Annotated in this window: 21 protein-coding genes; 15 read left to right on the forward strand and 6 right to left on the reverse strand. The window is 50.6% G+C overall.

All coding sequences use genetic code 11. The features are described 5' to 3' along the window. Positions 1 to 24 precede the first annotated feature (24 nt). From rpsB to rnhB, 15 genes are all read left to right on the forward strand, one after another. On the forward strand, positions 25 to 780 hold the full coding sequence (rpsB, locus tag ACSSVF_RS09170) for a 30S ribosomal protein S2 (RefSeq protein WP_492403016.1): 756 nt from the start codon (positions 25 to 27) through the stop codon (positions 778 to 780). Positions 781 to 921: 141 nt separating this feature from the next. Beyond that, positions 922 to 1,797, forward strand: a complete 876-nt coding sequence (tsf, locus tag ACSSVF_RS09175; RefSeq protein ID WP_492403018.1) for a translation elongation factor Ts — start codon at positions 922 to 924, stop codon at positions 1,795 to 1,797. Between the two features lie 134 nt (positions 1,798 to 1,931). Next, entirely contained in the window at positions 1,932 to 2,648 is a 717-nt protein-coding gene (gene pyrH, locus ACSSVF_RS09180) for a UMP kinase (protein WP_492403020.1), read from the forward strand. Between the two features lie 44 nt (positions 2,649 to 2,692). Further along, on the forward strand, positions 2,693 to 3,250 hold the full coding sequence (gene frr / locus ACSSVF_RS09185) for a ribosome recycling factor (protein ID WP_379056275.1): 558 nt from the start codon (positions 2,693 to 2,695) through the stop codon (positions 3,248 to 3,250). A 27-nt stretch (positions 3,251 to 3,277) separates the two neighbouring features. Further along, a complete protein-coding gene (gene uppS / locus ACSSVF_RS09190) occupies positions 3,278 to 4,042 on the forward strand; it encodes a polyprenyl diphosphate synthase (protein ID WP_492403023.1) in 765 nt (254 codons plus the stop codon). 3 nt (positions 4,043 to 4,045) lie between these two features. Beyond that, positions 4,046 to 4,873, forward strand: a complete 828-nt coding sequence (locus tag ACSSVF_RS09195; protein ID WP_492403025.1) for a phosphatidate cytidylyltransferase — start codon at positions 4,046 to 4,048, stop codon at positions 4,871 to 4,873. Between the two features lie 9 nt (positions 4,874 to 4,882). Next, a complete protein-coding gene (gene ispC / locus ACSSVF_RS09200) occupies positions 4,883 to 6,091 on the forward strand; it encodes a 1-deoxy-D-xylulose-5-phosphate reductoisomerase (RefSeq protein WP_492403026.1) in 1,209 nt (402 codons plus the stop codon). Continuing rightward, a complete protein-coding gene (gene rseP, locus ACSSVF_RS09205; RefSeq protein WP_492403028.1) occupies positions 6,088 to 7,464 on the forward strand; it encodes an RIP metalloprotease RseP in 1,377 nt (458 codons plus the stop codon). The genes ispC and rseP overlap by 4 nt, the downstream gene beginning before the upstream one ends. 11 nt (positions 7,465 to 7,475) lie before the next feature. Then, complete coding sequence (gene bamA / locus ACSSVF_RS09210; RefSeq protein ID WP_492403032.1) at positions 7,476 to 9,797, forward strand: outer membrane protein assembly factor BamA; 2,322 nt, start codon at positions 7,476 to 7,478, stop codon at positions 9,795 to 9,797. 52 nt (positions 9,798 to 9,849) lie between these two features. Continuing rightward, complete coding sequence (locus ACSSVF_RS09215) at positions 9,850 to 10,347, forward strand: OmpH/Skp family outer membrane protein (RefSeq protein WP_492403033.1); 498 nt, start codon at positions 9,850 to 9,852, stop codon at positions 10,345 to 10,347. Positions 10,348 to 10,393: 46 nt separating this feature from the next. Beyond that, positions 10,394 to 11,455: a UDP-3-O-(3-hydroxymyristoyl)glucosamine N-acyltransferase gene (gene lpxD / locus ACSSVF_RS09220; RefSeq protein ID WP_492403034.1), complete on the forward strand. Its 1,062-nt coding sequence runs from the start codon at positions 10,394 to 10,396 to the stop codon at positions 11,453 to 11,455. An 8-nt stretch (positions 11,456 to 11,463) separates the two neighbouring features. Next, positions 11,464 to 11,928 (forward strand): 3-hydroxyacyl-ACP dehydratase FabZ, encoded by a 465-nt coding sequence (gene fabZ, locus ACSSVF_RS09225; RefSeq protein WP_492403035.1) that lies wholly within the window; start codon positions 11,464 to 11,466, stop codon positions 11,926 to 11,928. 46 nt (positions 11,929 to 11,974) lie between these two features. After that, the gene (gene lpxA / locus ACSSVF_RS09230) at positions 11,975 to 12,754 is read left to right on the forward strand and encodes an acyl-ACP--UDP-N-acetylglucosamine O-acyltransferase (RefSeq protein ID WP_379056263.1); all 780 of its coding nucleotides are present in this window, start codon (positions 11,975 to 11,977) and stop codon (positions 12,752 to 12,754) included. An 11-nt stretch (positions 12,755 to 12,765) separates the two neighbouring features. After that, on the forward strand, positions 12,766 to 13,932 hold the full coding sequence (gene lpxB, locus ACSSVF_RS09235; protein ID WP_492403036.1) for a lipid-A-disaccharide synthase: 1,167 nt from the start codon (positions 12,766 to 12,768) through the stop codon (positions 13,930 to 13,932). After that, positions 13,932 to 14,507: a ribonuclease HII gene (gene rnhB, locus ACSSVF_RS09240; protein WP_492406335.1), complete on the forward strand. Its 576-nt coding sequence runs from the start codon at positions 13,932 to 13,934 to the stop codon at positions 14,505 to 14,507. The genes lpxB and rnhB overlap by 1 nt, the downstream gene beginning before the upstream one ends. A gap of 88 nt (positions 14,508 to 14,595) precedes the next feature. Here rnhB and fdxA read toward each other — a convergent pair whose 3' ends face one another. From fdxA to ACSSVF_RS09270, 6 genes are all read right to left on the reverse strand, one after another. Further along, positions 14,596 to 14,919 carry a ferredoxin FdxA gene (fdxA, locus tag ACSSVF_RS09245; RefSeq protein ID WP_492403037.1) on the reverse strand — a complete coding sequence of 108 codons (324 nt, stop codon included), beginning with the start codon at positions 14,917 to 14,919 and terminating at the stop codon, positions 14,596 to 14,598. 85 nt (positions 14,920 to 15,004) lie between these two features. Beyond that, positions 15,005 to 16,279 (reverse strand): sulfate adenylyltransferase subunit CysN, encoded by a 1,275-nt coding sequence (gene cysN, locus ACSSVF_RS09250; RefSeq protein WP_492403038.1) that lies wholly within the window; start codon positions 16,277 to 16,279, stop codon positions 15,005 to 15,007. 155 nt (positions 16,280 to 16,434) lie between these two features. After that, positions 16,435 to 17,364 (reverse strand): sulfate adenylyltransferase subunit CysD, encoded by a 930-nt coding sequence (gene cysD, locus ACSSVF_RS09255; RefSeq protein WP_492403039.1) that lies wholly within the window; start codon positions 17,362 to 17,364, stop codon positions 16,435 to 16,437. 51 nt (positions 17,365 to 17,415) lie between these two features. Further along, positions 17,416 to 18,174 (reverse strand): phosphoadenylyl-sulfate reductase, encoded by a 759-nt coding sequence (locus ACSSVF_RS09260; RefSeq protein ID WP_492403041.1) that lies wholly within the window; start codon positions 18,172 to 18,174, stop codon positions 17,416 to 17,418. Beyond that, on the reverse strand, positions 18,171 to 18,788 hold the full coding sequence (locus ACSSVF_RS09265) for a DUF934 domain-containing protein (RefSeq protein WP_492403043.1): 618 nt from the start codon (positions 18,786 to 18,788) through the stop codon (positions 18,171 to 18,173). The genes ACSSVF_RS09260 and ACSSVF_RS09265 overlap by 4 nt, the downstream gene beginning before the upstream one ends. Continuing rightward, complete coding sequence (locus ACSSVF_RS09270) at positions 18,785 to 20,458, reverse strand: nitrite/sulfite reductase (protein WP_492403044.1); 1,674 nt, start codon at positions 20,456 to 20,458, stop codon at positions 18,785 to 18,787. Before ACSSVF_RS09270 ends, ACSSVF_RS09265 begins: the two co-directional genes overlap by 4 nt. Positions 20,459 to 20,481 lie beyond the last annotated feature (23 nt).

Consider the following 20,481-nt stretch of genomic DNA (forward strand, 5'->3'; position numbering starts at 1 on the left):
CCCTTTGAAATAGAAAGACTTATTATGTCAGTGACTATGCGTCAAATGTTGGAGGCTGGTGTTCACTTTGGTCACCAGACTCGTTACTGGAACCCGAAAATGGCTGAGTTCATTTTTGGTGATCGTAACAAAATCCATATCGTTAACCTTGAAAAAACCCTGCCACTGTTTGAAGATGCGCAAAAATACGTGCGTACCCTGGCAGCAAACAAAGGTCGTATCCTGTTCGTAGGCACTAAGCGTCAAGCCCGCGATATCGTAAAAGAAGAAGCACAACGTGCCAGCTGCTCGTACGTGAACCACCGTTGGTTGGGTGGTATGCTGACTAACTTCAAAACTGTTAAACAGTCTATCAAGCGTTTAACCGAGTTCGAAAACATGTTGCAAGATGGCAGCATCGAGAAATTCGGTAAAAAAGAAGCTTTGGGCATCAAGCGCGAGATCGAAAAACTCGAGCGTTCCATCGGTGGTATTAAAGAAATGGGCGGCTTGCCAGATGCGATTTTCGTGATCGACGTTGGTCATGAAAGCGGCGCTATCACTGAAGCACGCAAACTGGGTATTCCAGTGATTGGTATCGTCGATACCAACAACTCACCAGATGGCATCACTTACGTGATTCCTGGTAACGATGACTCATCCCGCGCGATTCGTTTGTACGCACGTGGTATGGCTGATGCAGTGTTGGAAGGCCGTGCTAACGCGATTTCTGAAATCGTGAAAGCTGCGCAAGAAGAAACAGCACCAGCAGTAGCGCCTACAGAGGCTGTTGCCGAGTAATCACTCGCAGCGAAAAAAGGGGCTATGCGCCCCTTTTTCTATTGGCATCGCATGCAATATGGCTGACACACAGTCAGTGTATTGTTGATAAAGAATATTTAGTAAATCCTCAAGCAGGAATCCTAACAAAAGGAGTAGTAAATGGCTGAAATTACCGCAGGCATGGTGAAAGAGTTACGTGAGCGCACCGATGCCCCAATGATGGACTGTAAAAAAGCATTGACTGAAGCTGAAGGCGATCTGACACGTGCTGAAGAGATTCTGCGTGTGCGTTTTGGTAACAAAGCAAGCAAAGCTGCTGGCCGTGTTGCTGCTGAAGGTACGGTTGGTATCAGCATCGCTGCTGATGGCAAACTGGGCACTTTGATCGAAGTGAACTCAGAAACAGACTTCTGTGCTAAAAACGAAGAGTTCCTGAAGTTTGTCGGTGACCTGGCACAAGTCGTGAACGAAAATAACCCGGCTAACATCGACGCGGTTGGTACCGTGCCTTTGCGTGGTGAAACCGTTGAAGCTGTGCGTGCGCAACTGGTTGGTAAAATTGGCGAAAACATCACGCCACGCCGTTTTGTGCGTACTGAAGCCAAAGGCCAATTGTTTAGCTATGTACACGGTAGCAAAATCGGTGTGCTGGTGGACCTGGTAGGTGGTGACGAGACTTTGGGTAAAGATATCGCCATGCACATTGCGGCTGCAAAACCAAAATCACTGGATGCTAGTGGCGTTGATGCTGCATTGATCGATGCTGAGCGCCGTGTTGCGATTGAAAAAGCCAAGGAAGCTGGCAAGCCAGAAGCCATGCTGGAAAAAATCGCTGAAGGTACCGTGCAGAAGTTCTTGAAAGAAGTCACACTGTTAAGCCAGACTTTTGTGAAGGATGACAAACTGTCTATTGAGCAATTGTTGAAAGCGAACAATGCTTCTGTTGCTTCATTCACCATGTATGTGGTGGGCGAGGGCATTGAAAAAGCGGTTGTGGATTATGCAGCTGAAGTAGCGGCAGCAGCTAAAGTTTAATCGCTTTAAAACGCTGACAATAAAAAGTGGAATCCGTGGATTCCACTTTTTTTATGCGTAAGGGGTCGGTTTACGGCCCAAGAAACCGTGTTTTGTGATTAAATAGGCACATTTTGAGTTTGGGAAAAATAGCAATGGCACAACCTGTTTTTAAGCGTGTTCTCCTCAAGTTATCCGGTGAAGCGCTGATGGGCGATGATGCTTACGGCATCAATCGTGAGACGGTGAATGCGATTGTCTTGCAAGTCAAAGAAATCGTCGACATGGGCGTGCAAGTCGGTATCGTGATCGGTGGCGGTAATATTTTCCGCGGCATCGCACCCGCAGCCGAAGGTATGGACCGCGCTACCGCGGATTATATGGGCATGCTGGCGACGGTCATGAATGCCATGGCGTTGCAGGATGCCATGAAGCATGCAGGCGTGGCTGCGCGCGTACAAAGTGCGCTGAATATTGAAGCCGTGGCTGAGCCATACATTCGCGGCAAAGCGATTCGTTACCTGGAAGAAGGCAAGGTCGTGATTTTTGGCGCCGGTACTGGCAACCCTTTCTTCACTACCGATACGGCAGCAGCCCTGCGTGGTGTGGAAATCGATGCGGAAATCGTATTAAAAGCCACCAAGGTGGATGGTATTTACACGGCTGACCCGAAAAAAGACCCTACCGCGACCCGTTATGACACTGTGTCTTACGATGAAGCGATCAATAAAAACCTGAAAGTGATGGATGCCACGGCATTCACCTTGTGCAGGGACCAGAAAATGCCGATTGCGGTATTCAGTATTTTCAAGGAAGGCGCCCTGAAAAGCGTGATCCTGGGTGAGAATGAAGGCACACGCGTCAGGGCTTAAAGCCACTGGGGTGTGTAGAAGTAAAGCGAGATTGGAGAGCAACCATGGTTGAAGAAATTAAAAAGTCTGCTGAGCAGAAAATGCAAAAGTCACTGGAATCATTAAGGACTGACCTGGCGAAAGTGCGTACCGGACGTGCGCATGCCGGCCTGTTGGATCATGTGATGGTGGAATACTATGGCTCATATGTGGCGGTCAACCAGGTCGCCAACGTCAACCTGGGCGATGCGCGTACCATCAACGTGCAGCCTTATGAGAAAAACATGATTGCCAAGGTTGAAAAAGCCATCCGCGACAGTGACCTAGGCCTGAACCCGGCCACCAATGGCGATTTGATCCGCGTGCCTATGCCTATGCTCACGGAAGAACGCCGCAAGGATTTGACCAAGATCGTGCGCACCGAAGGTGAAGGCGCGAAAGTAGCCATTCGCAATGTGCGTCGTGATGCCAACGATGCTTTGAAAAAGCTGGTGAAAGACAAAGCGATTTCAGAAGATGATGAGCATCGCGCACAAGACGAAGTGCAAAAAATGACCGATAAAGCCGTCGCTGAAGTCGATAAACTGCTACAACAAAAAGAAACCGATTTGATGGCAGTGTAAGCTGCTATCTGGCTGAGCGTAAATATTTTGGGTTTCTTTTCCAGTTCTACCAAGCAGGTCCCCTACACCAATGAGCTGCCACAACATGTGGCGGTGATTATGGATGGGAATGGACGTTGGGCAAAAAAACGATTCTTACCCCGGGTAGCGGGTCACCAGCGCGGCCTGGAGTCTGTCAGGCAATTGGTGAAAGCCTGCGTGCGCCTGGATATCAAATTTCTCACCTTGTTTGCGTTTAGCAGTGAAAACTGGCGCCGTCCTCCTGAAGAAGTGACTTTCCTGATGGGCTTGTTTCTGGAAGCCCTGGAGCGCGAAGTCAGCAAACTGCATGAGGCCAATATCATCCTCAAACTGATTGGCGACCGTAGCCTGTTTAATGAAGTGTTGCAGCAGAAAATGCTGGAAGCCGAACAAAAAACCGCGGCTAACACCGGGCTAACGCTCTCGATCGCGGTGAACTATGGCGGCCGCTGGGATGTGGTCAATGCGGTGAATACGTTATTACAAGCTAATCCTGGCCAGGTCACGGAAATCAGTGAGTCTGACCTGACTCCTTACCTTTCCATGCCTTATGCACCCGAGCCGGATCTGTTTATCCGCACCGGCGGTGAGACGCGTATCAGCAATTTCCTGTTATGGCAGCTGGCCTATACTGAGCTTCATTTCACGCCCACTTTATGGCCTGATTTCGATGATGCGGCGTTTGAGGAAGCATTGGCTTCCTATCGTCAACGCGAGCGTCGTTTCGGGCGCACCAGTGAACAATTCAGCACCGATAGCAACCCCTCTTAATCTATGTTGAAAACCAGAGTCATTACGGCACTTGTGTTGCTGGGGCTATTTCTCCCGGCGTTGTTTTTCCTGCCTATGCTATGGTGGGCGTCTGCCATGCTGCTGCTGACGCTGGTCTGTCTGCGTGAATGGGCAGGCTTTCTGGAGTTAAGCCCGCTGCAGACACGCATTTACCTGGCCATTTCTACAGTCACTGGCGTCAGTCTGCTGGTGTTGTTGCAGCAATGGGGCTTCCACTGGTTTTTTTATCGTGCCCTGCAAGTGTTTATGGGAATGACTTTTTTCTGGTTGGTTGTTGTGCCAGTAGCGATGTTTTTTAACACTTTTTTTAAACAGCGGCTGGTGAATCTTTTTCTCGGCTGGTGTTTGATGCTGTCGTTGTGGATGGCTTTGGTCACGGCGCAGGAAATCAATCCTTACGTCTTGCTGGTGATTATTTCTACCATCTGGCTGGCAGACAGCGCGGCTTACTTTTTCGGCAAGCAGTTCGGGCGGCATAAACTGGCACCGGCCATTAGTCCGGGTAAAACCTGGGAAGGCGTGCTGGGTGCTTTGCTGGCCGTTGCGGTGTATGCTGTCACTTTGAAAGCCACCGGAGCAGTAGCAACCTGGTGGGTATTGCCGGGCCTGTGGGTGATCACGATTGTCGGCATATACGGCGATTTATTTGAATCCTTTTTCAAGCGTCGTGCCAATTTGAAAGACAGCGGGCAATTCTTGCCTGGGCATGGCGGATTATTAGACCGTGTCGATGGTGTGATCCCGGCCCTGCCGGTCGGCTTGTGCCTGGTGTTCTGGTTTCATTACTGGCAACAGACTTATTCATTTTAAAAGGCCACTTTGCAATACGTCACCATATTGGGTAGTACAGGCACCATCGGTCAGCAGACGCTGGATGTGATTTCACAGCATGCCGACAGGTATGCCGTGTTCGCCCTGACTGCACACCAGAATGTGGACGCCATGTTGCAGCAATGTGTGCGTTACCAGCCGCAATATGCGGTGATGCAGGATGCAGAGGCTGCGCAACGATTGCGTCATCGATTGCAAGCCGAAGGCTTTGACATTGAAGTGCTTTCCGGTGTGGAAGGCCTGATCGAGGTCTCGGCGCACGACGCTGTACATGCCGTGATGGCCGCTATCGTTGGCGCTGCCGGGTTGCTGCCTGCGCTGGCCGCCGCCAGGGCAGGCAAAAAAATATTGCTCGCCAATAAAGAAACGCTGGTGATGGCTGGCCAGCTATTTATGGATGCAGTTAAGCAGGGGCAGGCGACTTTGCTGCCGATAGATAGCGAACATAACGCCATCTTCCAGGCGATGCCGGGTCAGCCGTATGATGATCTGGCGGATGTCGGTGTGAACCAGATCATCCTCACCGCTTCCGGCGGGCCGTTTCGCTGCTACAGCAAGGCGCAGCTGGCTGAAGTGACCCCCGCATTGGCGTTGCAGCATCCAAACTGGGTGATGGGCGCAAAGATCACCGTTGATTCTTCTACCCTGATGAACAAGGGCCTGGAAGTGATAGAGGCGCATTGGCTATTCAATGCACGCCCGCAACAGATTGAAGTGGTGGTGCATCCGCAAAGCGTGATTCACTCCATGGTGTCGTATGTCGATGGCAGCATCCTGGCGCAATTGGGTAACCCGGATATGCGCACGCCGATTGCCTATGGCCTTGGTTACCCTGAGCGCATTGCCTCTGGCGTGAAACCATTAAGTCTGGTGGAGATCGCTAAACTGGAGTTTGAAGCGCCTGATACCGACCGTTTCCCCTGTTTGCAACTCGCCTATGACGCCCTGGCCGCCAGCGGAACCGCACCAGCTGTGCTCAATGCGGCCAATGAAGTAGCCGTCGCTGCTTTCCTGCGCGATGACATTCATTACCTGGATATTCCGCGGCTGCTAGATGAAACGCTGCAAAAACTGCCTGTCGAAAAAGTCACTTCTATCGATCAATTACTGGAAATCGATGCCCAGGCCCGTGCCTGTGTCCAGAAAGCCATCGCCAAAACGACCATCGCACCTGCCTATAAAGCGGTCGCGCTATGATGTCGGCATTGGCATTTATCGTCGCTATCGGGGTGCTGGTCACTATCCACGAGTTTGGCCATTATCTGGCTGCGCGTAGCTGTGGCGTCAGGGTGCTCAAGTTTTCAATCGGTTTTGGCAAGCCTATTTTCCAATATCAGCATACGCCGCAGTCCACACAATGGGTGTTATCCTGGATCCCGCTAGGCGGCTATGTCAAAATGCTTGATAGCCGCGACAGCGAGTCGCTAGAGTCCCACGAATCTCCAGCGACGATGCCCGACTGGTCCCGCGCTTTTGACCGGCAAAACGTCGCCGCCAAAATGTGGATTGTCTTTGCCGGCCCATTGGCGAATTTATTGTTGGCATTTGTGTGTTACTGGGGGCTGATCGCGCAGGGCGAAGTGGGTTTGAAACCTTACATCGGGCCAGTAGAATCCGGTTCACTGGCGGCGCAAGCAAAGTTACGCTCAGGCGACCTGGTGGTTTCCCTGGATGGCAAGCCGATAGGTACCTGGCAAGATGCGCAATGGCAGTTGCTCGAGGCTTGGGTGGCACATCGCTCACTTAACGTAGTGACGCGCACGGTGCAGGGCGAGTCACATACGCATGTGCTGGCCATGTCCAAGTTGCCTGGCGAGCCTGAGGGCGATGTCTTGCAAAAAGTGGGTATTTCCATGCTGATGCCAGTGATCCCTGCCGTGGTGGGGGAGATTCTGCCAGGCTCGGTCGCCGAAAAGAGTGGATTGCAGGTTGGCGACCATATTGTCAGAGTGAATAATAAGCCAGTTGAAGACTGGCAACAGTTCGTCAAATTGGTCAGAGCCAACCCGTCACAGCCATTAAAAGTGGAATACCAGCGCGGTAGCGAAACCTTGCAGGTTAAATTGCTGCCTGAAACGGTGGTCGAAGCCGGGCAAAAAATCGGCCGCCTGGGTGCAGGTGTCAATATGGATGCTGTCGACCTGAAGCCATATCGCATAGAACGCCATTACACGCTGACAGAAGCAGCGGTGCGTGCAGTGTATAGAGTGCAGGAAACGATTGTGTTCACATTGAAAATGATAGGTAAAATGCTCACCGGGCAGGCATCGCTGAAATCGATCAGCGGCCCTGTGAGTATTGCGGATGCGGCAGGCGAAACCGCAGGCTTGGGCCTTAAACCGTATATCGGCTTTATCGCACTGCTGAGTATCAGCATCGCAGTCATGAATCTGCTACCAATACCAGTATTGGATGGCGGGCATTTGTTGTATCATATGGCGGAATTGATTCGAGGAGAACCTTTGCCTGACAGGGTGCTGGAGATTGGCCAGCGCCTTGGTTTGGGGTTATTGGGTGCATTGATGTTTATTGCGTTTTTTAATGACATTAATCGTTACCTGGTAGGTTGAGAGCATAGTTAATGAGAATAAAGTCTAGTTCCAAGTTATTGTTGTGCCTGTTAACAGCAATTATCCATCTGAAAGCCTACGCGACAGAGCCGTTTGTCATCTCTGATATTCGTGTAGAAGGCTTGCAACGTACCGAAGCCGGTACGGTGTTTAATTACCTGCCTATGCAGGTAGGTGATGTGATGAGTGATGAAAAGGCCGCACAGGCGATCAAATCGCTGTATTCCACCGGTTTTTTCAAGGATGTACGTATTGAAAATGACGGTGACGTACTGGTGGTGACCGTGCAGGAACGTCCTTCTATTTCACAGATTGATTTCAGCGGTAACAAATCTTTCCCGACCGATAAGATGAAAGAGGGCCTGAAGCAGATCGGCATTGCCGAAGGCCAGATCTTCGATAAAGCACAACTTGACCGTGCCGAGCAGGAAATCAAACGTCAATACCTGTCACAAGGTAAATACAGTGCCGAAGTGAAAGCCGTTTCCAGCCCGCTGGAACGCAACCGTGTTTCTATCCGGTTTGAAATCACAGAAGGCCCGGCTGCGAAAATCCGTGATATCAACATTGTTGGTAATCACTTGTTCACCACTGAAGATCTACGCGCCAACTTTTTGCTGACCACGCCAAACTGGATGAGCTGGTGGAATAAAGATGACCAGTATTCCAAACAAAAACTGACGGCTGACCTTGAAGCACTGCGTTCGTTTTATATGAACCAGGGTTACCTGGAGTTTTCCATCGATTCAACACAGGTATCGATTTCGCCAGACAAGCGTGATGTGTATATCAACGTCAATATTACCGAAGGCGAAAAATACAACATCAGCAAAACCAAGCTGGCCGGTGAGATGTTGTTGCCTGAAGAAGATTTGCGGAAACTGATCAATATTCAGGACGGTGATGTGTTTAACCGTCAAAAAGTGACAGATGCCAGCAAAAACATCAATGACAAGCTGGGTGAAGAGGGCTATGCGTTTGCCAACGTAAACGCAGTGCCTGAGATCAACAAACTTGAGCATACAGTTGCCTTTACCTTCTTTGTAGATCCAGGTAAAAAAGTCTATGTACGCCGTATCAATGTACAAGGCAATACCAGAACACGTGATGCGGTGGTGCGCCGTGAGATGCGCCAGCTGGAATCTGCCTGGTATGCAGGCGATAAGATCAAACGTTCCAAAGAACGTATCCAGCGCCTGAACTTCTTTGACAGCGTTGAACTGGAAACGCCATCTGTCCCGGGTATTAACGACCAGGTGGATATGACGGTGACGGTGGCTGAAAAAGCGACCGGTAGCGTACAGTTCGGTGCTGGTTTATCCAGTAGTGATGGTGTGGTACTGGGCTTTAACGTTAACCAGCCTAACTTCCTGGGCACGGGTAACCGGGTAGCACTGCAAGTGAACACCAGTAGCTACAACACGGTGTATTCATTGTCTTACACCGACCCTTATTACACGCCGGATGGCATCAGCCGTGGCTTTGATGTCTATCGCCGCGATGTGGATACCAGCAGAAGAAACTCCTCGACGCTGAACGTCGGTACTTACAACAGCCAGTCATATGGTGTGGGGATGCGTTTCGGCATGCCTATGTCTGAAATGGATTTCCTCAGTGCCGGTGTGACGCTGGATATGACCAGTGTTGACTTATCCGCTGACAGCCCTATCCAGTACTTGCGCTTCTGCGAAAACAGCAGTGGTTGTAGCAGTAACTCGATTGTACTTAACGCTGGCTGGACGTATGACTCGCGTGACAATATTCTTTTCCCACGTCGCGGTGTGCTGCAACGCTTGTCGGGTGATGTTTCCCTGCCAGGTTTAGACTTGCAGTACTATAAGATCAACTACCAGCATAGCTGGTATAAAGACCTCGGCAAGGATTTCACCCTCATGCTCAACGGTGAAGCAGGCTATGCCAACAGTTATGGTGATAAGAACTATCCGTTCTTTAAAAACTTCTATGCCGGTGGTGTGAACAGTGTGCGTGGTTTCCTGAACTCCTCACTGGGCCCGCGTGACGTGAACCCGACAACATTGTCAGATTTCGCTATTGGTGGCACAAAACGGATGGTGGGTAATATTGAGTTGTTTATGCCTGTACCTTTTGTATCGCAGTCTAACCAGTTCAGGCTGAGTGCGTTCCTGGATGGCGGTGGTGTGTTCGGTAAAGATGATGCGATCAATTCTGAATACCTGCGGTTCTCAACCGGTATTGGTGTGACCTGGGTTTCCCCGTTTGGTCCTTTGAAACTGGTGCTGGCCAAGCCGCTCAAAGAAAAAGATTACGACGATACGCAAACATTACAGTTCCAGTTTGGACAACAGTTTTAATGACAGACTGGGTTAAATCAGCAACAATGCCCGGGCGGAAAGGGATGGCTGCATGAGAAATATTTTGGTGTTGTGGCTAAGCCTGTTGCTATGGAGCGGTCACGTCTGGTCCGCTGATTTCAAAGTGGGCTACGTGCAAGTAGATAAGCTGCTGCAAGAAGCGCCGCAAACGGTAGAAACCGGTAAAAAGCTGGAAAAAGAATTCAGCCCTCGCTCGCTGGATCTGGAAAAACTGCAAAAGCAGATTCGTGACATCGAAGCCCAGTTGGATCATGAGCGTAGCAATGTCAACGAGTCAGAGCGCCGTGTCAAGGAACGCCAGTTGAACAATATGCGCCTGGAATTCCAGAGCAAGCAGCGTGAATTGCGCGAAGATATTAACCTGCGCAAGAATGAAGAATTGGCTGTGTTGCAGGAGCGTATCAATAAAGCCGTGCAAACCGTCGCCGAAAGCGAAGGGTATGACCTGGTTGCTTACAGCGGTATTGCATACGCCAGCAAACGTATCGACATTACAGATAAAGTACTCAAGCTGCTGGGCAAGAAATAGGCTTGCGATATAAAGCAAGAAAGCATTTTTAAGGTCAAATAAGTCCATGGCGCAACTTTTTTCATTGCAAGACATTGCGGCGTCATTGGGTGGCGAAGTCAATGTTGGGCTTTCTACCGCTACTCCCCGGGAAATAACAGTCTCACGCATGTCCTCGCTGGCGCATGCGCAAGCTGGTGCCATCAGTTTTTTCAATGACACCAAATATACGCAGTCCCTGCAAAGTACACTCGCCACGGCGGTTATCCTGCGCCCTGAGCACCAGCACCTGACCACATTACCATGCATACTGACTGACAATCCTTACGCTTATTTTGCCAAACTGTCTGCGCTGTTGAATCCGCCCAGGCAATATACCCATCATGTGCATGCCAGCGCTGTGATTGGCTATGAAACCAAGCTGCCAACTGACCTGACCATTGATGCCATGGCCACTATTGGCGATCGCGTGACTTTGGGTAAAGGCGTACGCATCGGTGCAGGCTGCGTGATCGAGGATGATGTCACGATTGGTGCGCATACTATTTTGGAACCGAGAGTAGTCATTAAACATGGCACAGTCATTGGTCATGATTGCCATGTTTTTTCCGGGGCTGTGATTGGAAATGATGGTTTTGGTTATGCCGAAGAACAAGGCCAATGGGTTAAAATACCGCAAGTAGGGCGCGTGGTGATAGGCAACCATGTCGATATCGGTGCCAATACCACCATAGACCGCGGCGCTTTGGATGATACTGTCATTGAAGATGGTGTGAAGTTGGACAATTTGATACAGGTCGCCCATAATGTCCGCATTGGCGCGCATACCGTGATTGCAGGCTGTACAGGCATTGCTGGAAGCGCCGTGATAGGGCAGCACTGTAAAATCGGTGGCGCTGCGATGATACTGGGCCACCTGCAGATCGTTGATGGTGTGACGATATCACCCGGTTCCATGATCATGCGGTCCATCCAGCAACCGGGTACCTATACTGCGCTGATGCCTTTCCAGAAACATGAAGACTGGCTAAGGACAGCTGCAAATATCCGGCATTTGGAACAAACCAACCTCAAGCTCAAGCAGCTTGAGCAAGCAATAAGTAGTATAAAAAAACATACAGAAGATTGAGAGAATTTATGGCTGAGAATGCAATGAATAGCATGGATATTCATGAGATTTTAGAACACCTGCCGCATCGTTACCCGTTTGTATTAGTGGATCGTGTACTGTCGATAGAGTTGGGTAAAGAAATCGTGGCGGTAAAAAATGTCTCAGTGAATGAGCCATACTTTCCAGGCCATTTCCCGTATCATCCGGTCATGCCAGGTGTGCTGATCGTAGAGGCCATGGCACAGGCGGCAGCCATCCTGTCGTTCAAAACCATGAATACCAAGCCGACTAACGACTCTGTGTATTACTTTGCCGGGATCGATAATGTCCGTTTCAAGAAACCAGTGTCTCCCGGAGACCAGATTATCCTGAACGTCAGGATAGACCGTATCCTTAAAGGCATCTGGAAATACAATGCAGTCGCCAAAGTGGCTGACGAAGTGGTGGCTGAAGCCAACATGATGTGTATTCTCAAAGCAATTGAAAAATAACCTCTTATCTCCATTTTGCTGGCGGTATGCAGCACACAATTAAAAGATGCAAAGCCTGATCCATCCTACTGCCATTATTGACCCCAAAGCTGAACTGGATAGTTCAGTGGAAGTGGGGCCTTTCACGACTATTGGCGCCGGTGTGCGTATAGATGCCGGCACCAAGGTCGGCTCACATGTGGTGATAGAAGGCCCGACCACCATCGGAAAACACAACGAGATTTTTCAATTTTCTTCCCTGGGTGCCAAACCGCAGGACAAGAAATTCAAAGATGAACCGACCCTGCTGGAAATCGGCGACCACAATACCATACGCGAGTTTTGTACATTTAACCGCGGCACCATCCAGGATAAAGGCACGACAAAAATTGGCGACCATAACTGGATCATGGCCTATGTGCATATCGCGCATGATTGTATCGTCGGTAACCACACCATCATGGCCAATAATTCTTCGCTGGCTGGCCACGTGACGATTTACGATTACGCCATCCTCGGTGGCTTCACCCTGGTGCACCAGTTCTGCCAGATCGGCGAGCACATCATTACCGCCGTTGGTTCTGTGGTGTTCAAGGATATTCCGCCTTACGTCACCGCGGCTGGTTACGATGCGCAACCGCATGGCATCAATGCCGAAGGCCTGAAACGTCGTGGATACAGTGCAGAAGCCATCCAGCAGATCAAGCGCGCCTACAAAGTGTTGTATCGTCAGGGTTTGTCATTCGAAGAAGCAAAAGTGGCGTTGGCCGCGATGGAACAATCTTGCCCTGAGATTGGCCTGATGACCCGTTTTCTCGCGCAAACCACGCGCGGCATTGTGCGTTAACTTAAAAAACTATGGCGAAGATTGCAATGGTGGCGGGCGAAGCCTCCGGTGACTTGCTGGGTTATCACCTGATCCAGGAACTGAAATCACTGCACCCTGACATCGAGATATTCGGTATCGCAGGGCCCAAAATGATGAGTCTCGGGGCGAAATCGCTTTACCCGATAGAACGTCTTTCTGTACGCGGTTACCTGGAAGTACTCAGGCACCTGTGGGGCCTGCTGAAATTACGCAAAGAGCTACTCAAGCAGATCCTCAAACAAAAACCCGATGTATTCATTGGTATTGATGCGCCTGATTTCAATTTCTGGCTAGAGAAGAAACTCAAGGCCAAAGGCATCGCCACCATCCATTATGTCAGCCCGTCCATCTGGGCCTGGCGCAAGAATCGCATTCACAGTATCAAACGTGCGGTGTCGCATATTCTGGCATTGTTCCCGTTTGAACCTGCGCTCTATCAGCAGGTAGGCGTGCCTGTGACCTATATTGGTCACCCGTTGGCGGATGCACTGCCTATGGAGCCGGACGTGCCGCAGATGCGCGAAAAACTCAAATTGAAAAAGAACAGTGTGGTGATTGCGCTCCTGCCTGGCAGCCGCCAGTCAGAAGTGATTTTTCATGCTGAACTGATGCTGGAAAGCGCGATTTCTTTTGAGCGCCTGATGCGTGAGAATGGCAAAAGCGTGCAATTCCTGGTGCCACTGGTGACGCGTGAGACACGTGATATCTTCCAGAATGCCTGGCATCAGTTACTGACTCAAAAGCCAGACGTGCAGATTGATATGCAGATCATGTTTGGCCATGCGCACGAAGCCATGATCGCCGCCGATGCCATCGTCGTTGCTTCAGGCACGGCTACGCTGGAGGCTGCTTTGCTCAAAAAACCTATGGTCATCACTTACAAGATGTCCAACATGAGCTGGCAACTGCTGAAGCGCATGCGGTTACAACCTTACGTGGGTTTGCCAAATGTACTCGCTGGAGAATTTATTGTGCCGGAGTTGCTGCAAAAGGACGCTAACCCCGAGCAGATCGCACAAACCCTGTATAACTTGCTGGCCGATAAAACCGGTTTGGCCGAGTTGCGTGAAAAGTACCGTACTATCCACGCCCAACTCAAACAGAACAGTGCGCAAAAAGCCGCTGCGGTCATCAAACAGTTCCTGCCTGCTGCATGATGATAAAACTATGCGGTATTGATGAAGCGGGCAGGGGGCCATTAGCCGGTGCGGTGTATGCCGCTGCTGTGATTCTTAATCCTGAACGCCCCATTGCCGGCCTGGCAGACTCCAAAAAACTGTCTGAAGCCAGGCGTGATGCACTCGCGATTGAAATCAAGACACATGCACTGGCCTGGGGGGTCGCCAGCGTCAGCGCGCAGGAAATCGATGAAATCAATATCCTGCAAGCCAGTATGCTGGCGATGCAGCGCGCCTACCAAACCATGGTGACGGATTTTGGGATACAGGCCACGCTGATTCAAGTCGATGGTAATCGTAGCCCGAAATTTGATCTGCCCTGCGAAGCTATCATTAAAGGTGATAGTAAAGTCGCCGAAATCTCAGCGGCTTCTATTCTCGCCAAAACTGCCAGGGATGCTTCGTTATTGGCGCTGGATGCACTATATCCACAGTATGGATTTGCGCAGCACAAAGGCTACCCGACTGCTTTGCACCTTGCACGTCTGGCAGAGCACGGAGTGACGTCGGAGCATAGACTCAGTTACGGGCCGGTCAAAAGATTGCTGGTTTAAAATTATCCAATTTCAATCTTATCAAAGCCGCATCAAGCAAAAAACCGCTCAATCGAGCGGTTTTTTTGATATGAAGTCACCTGTAAGGTTATTCAATCAATAGTTCTGTTTTGCCTGGTTTACCATTCATATCCTCAGCGTCAGGTAATGGGTCTTTTCTGGCGGTGATGGCAGGCCATACTTGCGACAGGCGCGCATTCAGCTCGATAAAGTGCTGCTGGTCAGCCGGGACATCATCTTCTGAGAAAATGGCTTCAGCCGGGCATTCTGCCACGCACAGCGTGCAATCAATGCACTCATCCGGGTTGATGGCGAGGAAGTTTGGACCCTCAACAAAGCAGTCGACCGGGCAGACATCTACGCAGTCGGTATATTTGCACTGAATACAATTTTCGGTTACTACATATGTCATATTTTCAAATCCTTTGCGGCTTGGTTACAGCCAGAACGATATTTTATTGCAAATTAATCTAATTGACGATGCGGCGTGTGTTTAATCAAACAATCATGCCAGCGCCAACGGTATTGTTACTGCTTTCGTCGATGACGATGAAGGCGCCGGTCGCACGATTCTTATCGTAGCTATCCACCATTAACGGCTGTGCCAGTTTAAAGCTGACACGCGCGATATCATTCATTTTCAGATCAGCAGTAGTCTGTTGCTCCAGGGTATTCACATCTACCTTGTATTGAATGCTGCCTATCTTGGCTTTCGATTCGCGGCTGGTATGGCGTACGATGTAAGTGCGCGCGGTAGAGAGTGGTGTTTCTGACAGCCAGCAAACGTGTGCTTCTATCTGTTTCACAGGTTCTATCGCTTCAGCCGTTTTCACGATCATATCGCCACGTGAGGTATCGATTTCGTCTTCAAGCAGCAGGGTGACACTTTGTTCGGTTTGCGCGCTTTGCAATTGCACATTGCCCAGTTGGATGGCTTTGACTTTAGACTGGTAGCCATTCGGCAATACAGTCACTGCATCACCTACTGCGATATCACCAGATTCTACGCGACCCATAAAGCCCCTGAAGTCATGCAGTTCAGGATTGGCTGAATCATGCGGGCGGCACACAAATTGCACCGGGAAACGGAAAGCTTCAGCCTTTTCGCTATGCGCAGCGGGCACGGCTTCTAAAGTCTCCAGCAACGTCTCGCCCTGATACCAGTTCATATTCTCCAGGCGGTCTACCAGCATATCGCCATTCAAGGCAGACATGGGAAGAAACTTGATGTCGCGTGCCTGCGCCAGGCCGATCTCGCTGGCGAAAGCAATGTAATCTGCTTTGATCTTTTCATAAATGGCTTGGTCATAATTCACCAGATCCATCTTGTTTACAGCGACCACAATGTGCGGAATACCAACCAGGTGCGCCAGATAACTATGACGGCGTGTCTGCGTCAACACGCCTCTGCGCGCATCAATCAGGATAATCGCCAGGTTGGCCGTTGAAGCGGCAGTCACCATGTTGCGGGTATATTGTTCGTGACCAGGCGCATCGGCAATGATGTATTTACGCGTGCCGGTGCTGAAATAACGGTAAGCGACATCAATGGTGATGCCTTGCTCGCGCTCAGCCTGCAGGCCATCAGTCAGCAATGACAAATCAACGGCTTCCATACCGCGTTTGCTGGAGGTGCGCTCAATATTGCTCAGCGTATCGGCCAGAATGGTTTTTGTGTCGTATAGCAAACGACCGATTAAAGTGCTTTTGCCATCATCCACGCTGCCGCAAGTCATAAAGCGCAGCAAAGAATCATTGTGTTGTGTTGTCATAATTTTCGCTCAATTAAAATGCTTGAGAAATTCTTGGGGAACGTTCAGAGCAAGGCGCCTTGCGCGCAAAAACCGGTATGTAAATCAAGTACATGAGGATTTTGAGCACCACGCAACGCCGCTATGGATGTTACCCATGGATTTATCTGCATTTTTTAGAAATAGCCTTCTTTTTTACGCTGCTCCATCGAAGCCTCGGAAGTCTGATCATCCAGACGGGTCGCGCCGCGCTCAGTAATGGTAGTCGTCGCAGTTTCGAGTACGATTTTGCTGACATCACCCGCATCAGAAATCACCGGTGCTGTACAAGTGATATCACCCACAGTGCGGAAGCGCACTTGCATATTGATCACTTCTTCGCTGGCTTTAGGCTGATTGATCAGGCCGCCATTCGACAGCGGTACATTGACCGGGAAAATCGAGCCGTGGCGCATAACGATATCGCGTTGATGTGCGAAGTAGATGCTTGGCAACTCCAGTTTTTCGCGCTCGATATATTGCCAGACATCCATTTCAGTCCAGTTGGAAATCGGGAACGCGCGTATGTTTTCACCCTTGTGCACACGGGCGTTGTACAGGTTCCATAGTTCAGGGCGCTGGTTTTTTGGGTCCCATTGGCCGAATTCGTCACGGAAGCTCATGATACGTTCTTTGGCGCGCGCTTTTTCTTCGTCTCTACGGGCACCGCCGATGCAGCAATCAAAGCCGAACTCTTCAATGGCTTCGAGCAAGGTCACTGACTGGTGTTTATTACGCGGTTCGTCTTCTGATTTCAATACCACAGTGCCACGTTTCATGGAATCTTCTACCGAACGCACGATCAGTCGCTCACCCAGCTCAGCTGCACGCTGGTCACGGAAGTTCACTACTTCTAAATAGTTGTGGCCGGTATCGATATGCAATAGCGGAAAAGGGAAGCGGCCAGGGCGGAACGCTTTTTCAGCCAGGCGTAAAATGCATAATGAGTCTTTACCACCCGAAAACAGCAATACCGGGTTGGCGCATTGGCCAGCGACTTCGCGCAAAATATGAATGGCTTCAGCTTCCAGCCAGTCGAGGTGAGACAAAGGTTGTTTTGTAGTCATTTCAATCTTCTATCAATCAGCTACAGATGCTTGGTAAGTATGCATCTGTCGTTACTTTTTAACATGCAGTCCGCATTCTTTGTTGGTCGGGTCTTCCCACCACCAGCGGCCGGCACGGATATCTTCACCCATGGCCACTGCCCGCGTGCAGGGGGCGCAGCCTATGCTGGGGTAAAACTGGTCGTGCAGGGCGTTGTACGGCACGTTGTGCAAACGGATATACGCCCAGATTTCTTTCTCTGTCCAATCACTGAGAGGATTGAATTTTTCCAGTTTATTGCCTGCGTCGTATTCACGTGTAGGCAGGTTGCTGCGTGTGGTGGCCTGTTCGGCACGCATGCCGGTCACCCAGGCCTGCTTGCCAGCCAGTGCACGCTGCAACGGTTCTACTTTACGCATGCCGCAGCAGGCTTTGCGCAGATCAATGCTTTCATAAAAGGCATTGATGCCTTTGCCGCGCACATAGCTCTCAACCGCTTCATGCTTGGGGAAAAACACCATTGGTTTGATGGCATAAGTATTTTCTACATCACCCATCAAGGTGTAAGTTTCGGCAGGCAGGCGGCCGGTATCCAGCGAAAAAATCTCGATCGCCAGGTTTTCTTTCGCGATCAGGTCGGTGAGCACCATATCTTCAGCACCATAGCTGTTGGCAAAGGTGATCGCTGGAAATTCGGCGGCAGCCGCTTGCAGTAATGCAAGCGCTTGCGCACGCTTGGCTTGCACACTGGCAACCAGTGCATCAGTAAGTTCAGGGCTGGTGGCCGGGTTTTTGGCTGCCGGCTTGAGCATGCTGACAGCAGCACTCATGTACGGTTTACTCTCCGCCACACCGGCACATCATCGACTGCCCCCTGATAAGGCTGGCTGAAGTCATTGAGGCTGGCAACCGCTTCTTGTGCCGAACGATCTGCACGGACCAGGAAGCTGTTAAAGCCTGAACGTTTATGGAAGAACAGTTGGTCACGCAAGACATCACCAATCGCACGTAACTCGTTTTTGTAACCAAAACGGGTGCGCAGCCAGTTGCCCAGGGTGAAAATACGGCCATCAGCAAAGCGCTCAACAAACACGGCGATCAATGGCAGGGTGTTGATGTCAGAAAACTCTGCCTGCAAGGCTTCGGCGGTCTCATGGGTTGCCAGCACAATGCCAACGTCACCAGCGTCAAAACGCGCTTGCAATTCAGCTTTGCGCGCCTGCCAGATGGTCAGCGGTAGCAGTATTTTGCCGGTGGCCGGGATTTGCGTGTCAGCAATCTGCTCAGGTGTGAAGGTGGCTTCGCCTGTCAGTTTAAACAGGACGACCTTACCCGCCTGTTTACGCACAGATTCTTCACCCGGGGCAGGCGGTATCACGCGTGTCCATTCGTCCTGCACGATTTCGGCAACGCCATCGGCATTCAAGCGGATCAGGTTGCTCATGCCGTGGCTCCTTTTTTCTGGTCTGCATACACATGCGCTTTGAACGGCGCGATGCCTAAGCGGCGGGCAGTATCGATAAAACGTTCATCTTCATGACGTTCACGGATATACACTTCTATCAGTTTCTGCACTACGCCAGGCATTTCTTCGGCAGAGAAAGAGGGTCCGATCACGCTACCTATGCTGGCATCGTTACCTTGTTTGCCACCAATGGTGACCTGGTACCATTCGGAACCGTCTTTATCCACACCCAGCACGCCAATATGGCCTACATGGTGATGGCCGCAGGCGTTCATGCAACCTGAAATGTTCAGTTCGATATCACCGATTTCATACAGGTAATCCAGATCATCGAATTGCAGTTGAATCGCTTCTGCAATCGGGATGGATTTGGCATTGGCCAGGCTGCAGAAATCACCGCCAGGGCAGCAGATGATATCGGTCAGCAAACCAATATTCGGTGTTGCCAGGCCCGCTGCACGTGCTTTTTCCCACACTGCAAACAAGTCTGACAATTTCACATCCGCCAGAATCAGGTTTTGCTCATGAGAAGAACGCAGTTCGCCAAAACTGTAAGCGTCAGCTAAATCCGCCACTACATGCATTTGTTCACTGGTGATATCGCCTGGCGCTTTGCCGTGCGGTTTGAGTGACAAAGTCACTGCACGGTAGCCAGGCACACGGTGTGGTTGAATATTGCGTTTTACCCAGGCAGCGAATGACAGGTTGCAAGCAACAGCCGCATCAAATGAAGCATCATGTGCAGGCAATGTTTCATAGGGCATAGGCTCAAAATGCTTAGCCACACGATCAAGCTCTGATTGGGTGATGGTGAGTGGGCCATCTTTTAAATGCGCCCATTCTTCTTCCACCTGGCGTTTGAATTCTTCAATGCCAAGTGCCTTGGCCAGAATCTTGATACGCGCTTTATAGGCGTTATCACGGCGGCCATGCACGTTATAAACGCGGATGACGGCTTCGCAGTAAGAAAGGATATGACGCCATTCCAGGTGCTCGCGGATCACCATGCCCAGTATTGGCGTACGGCCAAGGCCACCGCCGACCCAGACTTTGATCGCCATCTCGTCGTTGCTATCTTTATAAAACTCCAGGCCGATATCGTGCGCTTGCACGATGGCGCGGTCTTGCGTTGTACCAGACACTGCGATCTTGAATTTACGAGGTAACAGGGCGAATTCCGGGTGGAATGTGCTCCATTGGCGCATGATTTCGGCGATTGCGCGCGGATCAATGATCTCGTCCGGCGCAATCCCTGCAAACTGGTCGGTAGTGATATTGCGGATGCAATTACCTGAAGTCTGGATGGCGTGCATCTCAACCGTGGCAAGATCAGCCAGGATATCCGGCGTATCTTCCAGTTTAGGCCAGTTCAGTTGCAAGTTCTGGCGGGTGCTGAAATGGCCGTAACCACGGTCATACTTTTTCGTGATATCTGCCAGTTTGCGCAGCTGTTTGCTGGAAAGCAGGCCATAGGGAATCGCGATACGCAACATAGGCGCATGGCGCTGTATATACAGGCCATTCTGCAAACGTAGCGGGCGGTATTCTTCATCAGACAGCTCGCCAGCGATGTAGCGGCGGGTCTGGTCGCGGTATTGCGCGACACGTTCATTAACAATTTGTTGGTCTATAGGGTCGTATTTGTACATGCTTGAATCACTTTTTCGCCATA

It is taken from the genome of Methylophilus sp. E2MeOHC9 (genome assembly GCF_058744375.1).

What these genes read in the sequence shown, in the direction of transcription:
- rpsB (WP_492403016.1), top strand. Translation starts at nt 25, where the DNA reads ATGTCAGTGACTATGCGTCAAATGTTGGAGGCTGGTGTTCACTTTGGT.
- tsf (WP_492403018.1), top strand. Translation starts at nt 922, where the DNA reads ATGGCTGAAATTACCGCAGGCATGGTGAAAGAGTTACGTGAGCGCACC.
- pyrH (WP_492403020.1), top strand. Translation starts at nt 1,932, where the DNA reads ATGGCACAACCTGTTTTTAAGCGTGTTCTCCTCAAGTTATCCGGTGAA.
- frr (WP_379056275.1), top strand. Translation starts at nt 2,693, where the DNA reads ATGGTTGAAGAAATTAAAAAGTCTGCTGAGCAGAAAATGCAAAAGTCA.
- ACSSVF_RS09195 (WP_492403025.1), top strand. Translation starts at nt 4,046, where the DNA reads ATGTTGAAAACCAGAGTCATTACGGCACTTGTGTTGCTGGGGCTATTT.
- rseP (WP_492403028.1), top strand. Translation starts at nt 6,088, where the DNA reads ATGATGTCGGCATTGGCATTTATCGTCGCTATCGGGGTGCTGGTCACT.
- bamA (WP_492403032.1), top strand. Translation starts at nt 7,476, where the DNA reads ATGAGAATAAAGTCTAGTTCCAAGTTATTGTTGTGCCTGTTAACAGCA.
- ACSSVF_RS09215 (WP_492403033.1), top strand. Translation starts at nt 9,850, where the DNA reads ATGAGAAATATTTTGGTGTTGTGGCTAAGCCTGTTGCTATGGAGCGGT.
- lpxD (WP_492403034.1), top strand. Translation starts at nt 10,394, where the DNA reads ATGGCGCAACTTTTTTCATTGCAAGACATTGCGGCGTCATTGGGTGGC.
- fabZ (WP_492403035.1), top strand. Translation starts at nt 11,464, where the DNA reads ATGGCTGAGAATGCAATGAATAGCATGGATATTCATGAGATTTTAGAA.
- lpxA (WP_379056263.1), top strand. Translation starts at nt 11,975, where the DNA reads ATGCAAAGCCTGATCCATCCTACTGCCATTATTGACCCCAAAGCTGAA.
- lpxB (WP_492403036.1), top strand. Translation starts at nt 12,766, where the DNA reads ATGGCGAAGATTGCAATGGTGGCGGGCGAAGCCTCCGGTGACTTGCTG.
- rnhB (WP_492406335.1), top strand. Translation starts at nt 13,932, where the DNA reads ATGATAAAACTATGCGGTATTGATGAAGCGGGCAGGGGGCCATTAGCC.
- fdxA (WP_492403037.1), bottom strand. Translation starts at nt 14,919, where the DNA reads ATGACATATGTAGTAACCGAAAATTGTATTCAGTGCAAATATACCGAC.
- cysN (WP_492403038.1), bottom strand. Translation starts at nt 16,279, where the DNA reads ATGACAACACAACACAATGATTCTTTGCTGCGCTTTATGACTTGCGGC.
- cysD (WP_492403039.1), bottom strand. Translation starts at nt 17,364, where the DNA reads ATGACTACAAAACAACCTTTGTCTCACCTCGACTGGCTGGAAGCTGAA.
- ACSSVF_RS09260 (WP_492403041.1), bottom strand. Translation starts at nt 18,174, where the DNA reads ATGAGTGCTGCTGTCAGCATGCTCAAGCCGGCAGCCAAAAACCCGGCC.
- ACSSVF_RS09265 (WP_492403043.1), bottom strand. Translation starts at nt 18,788, where the DNA reads ATGAGCAACCTGATCCGCTTGAATGCCGATGGCGTTGCCGAAATCGTG.
- ACSSVF_RS09270 (WP_492403044.1), bottom strand. Translation starts at nt 20,458, where the DNA reads ATGTACAAATACGACCCTATAGACCAACAAATTGTTAATGAACGTGTC.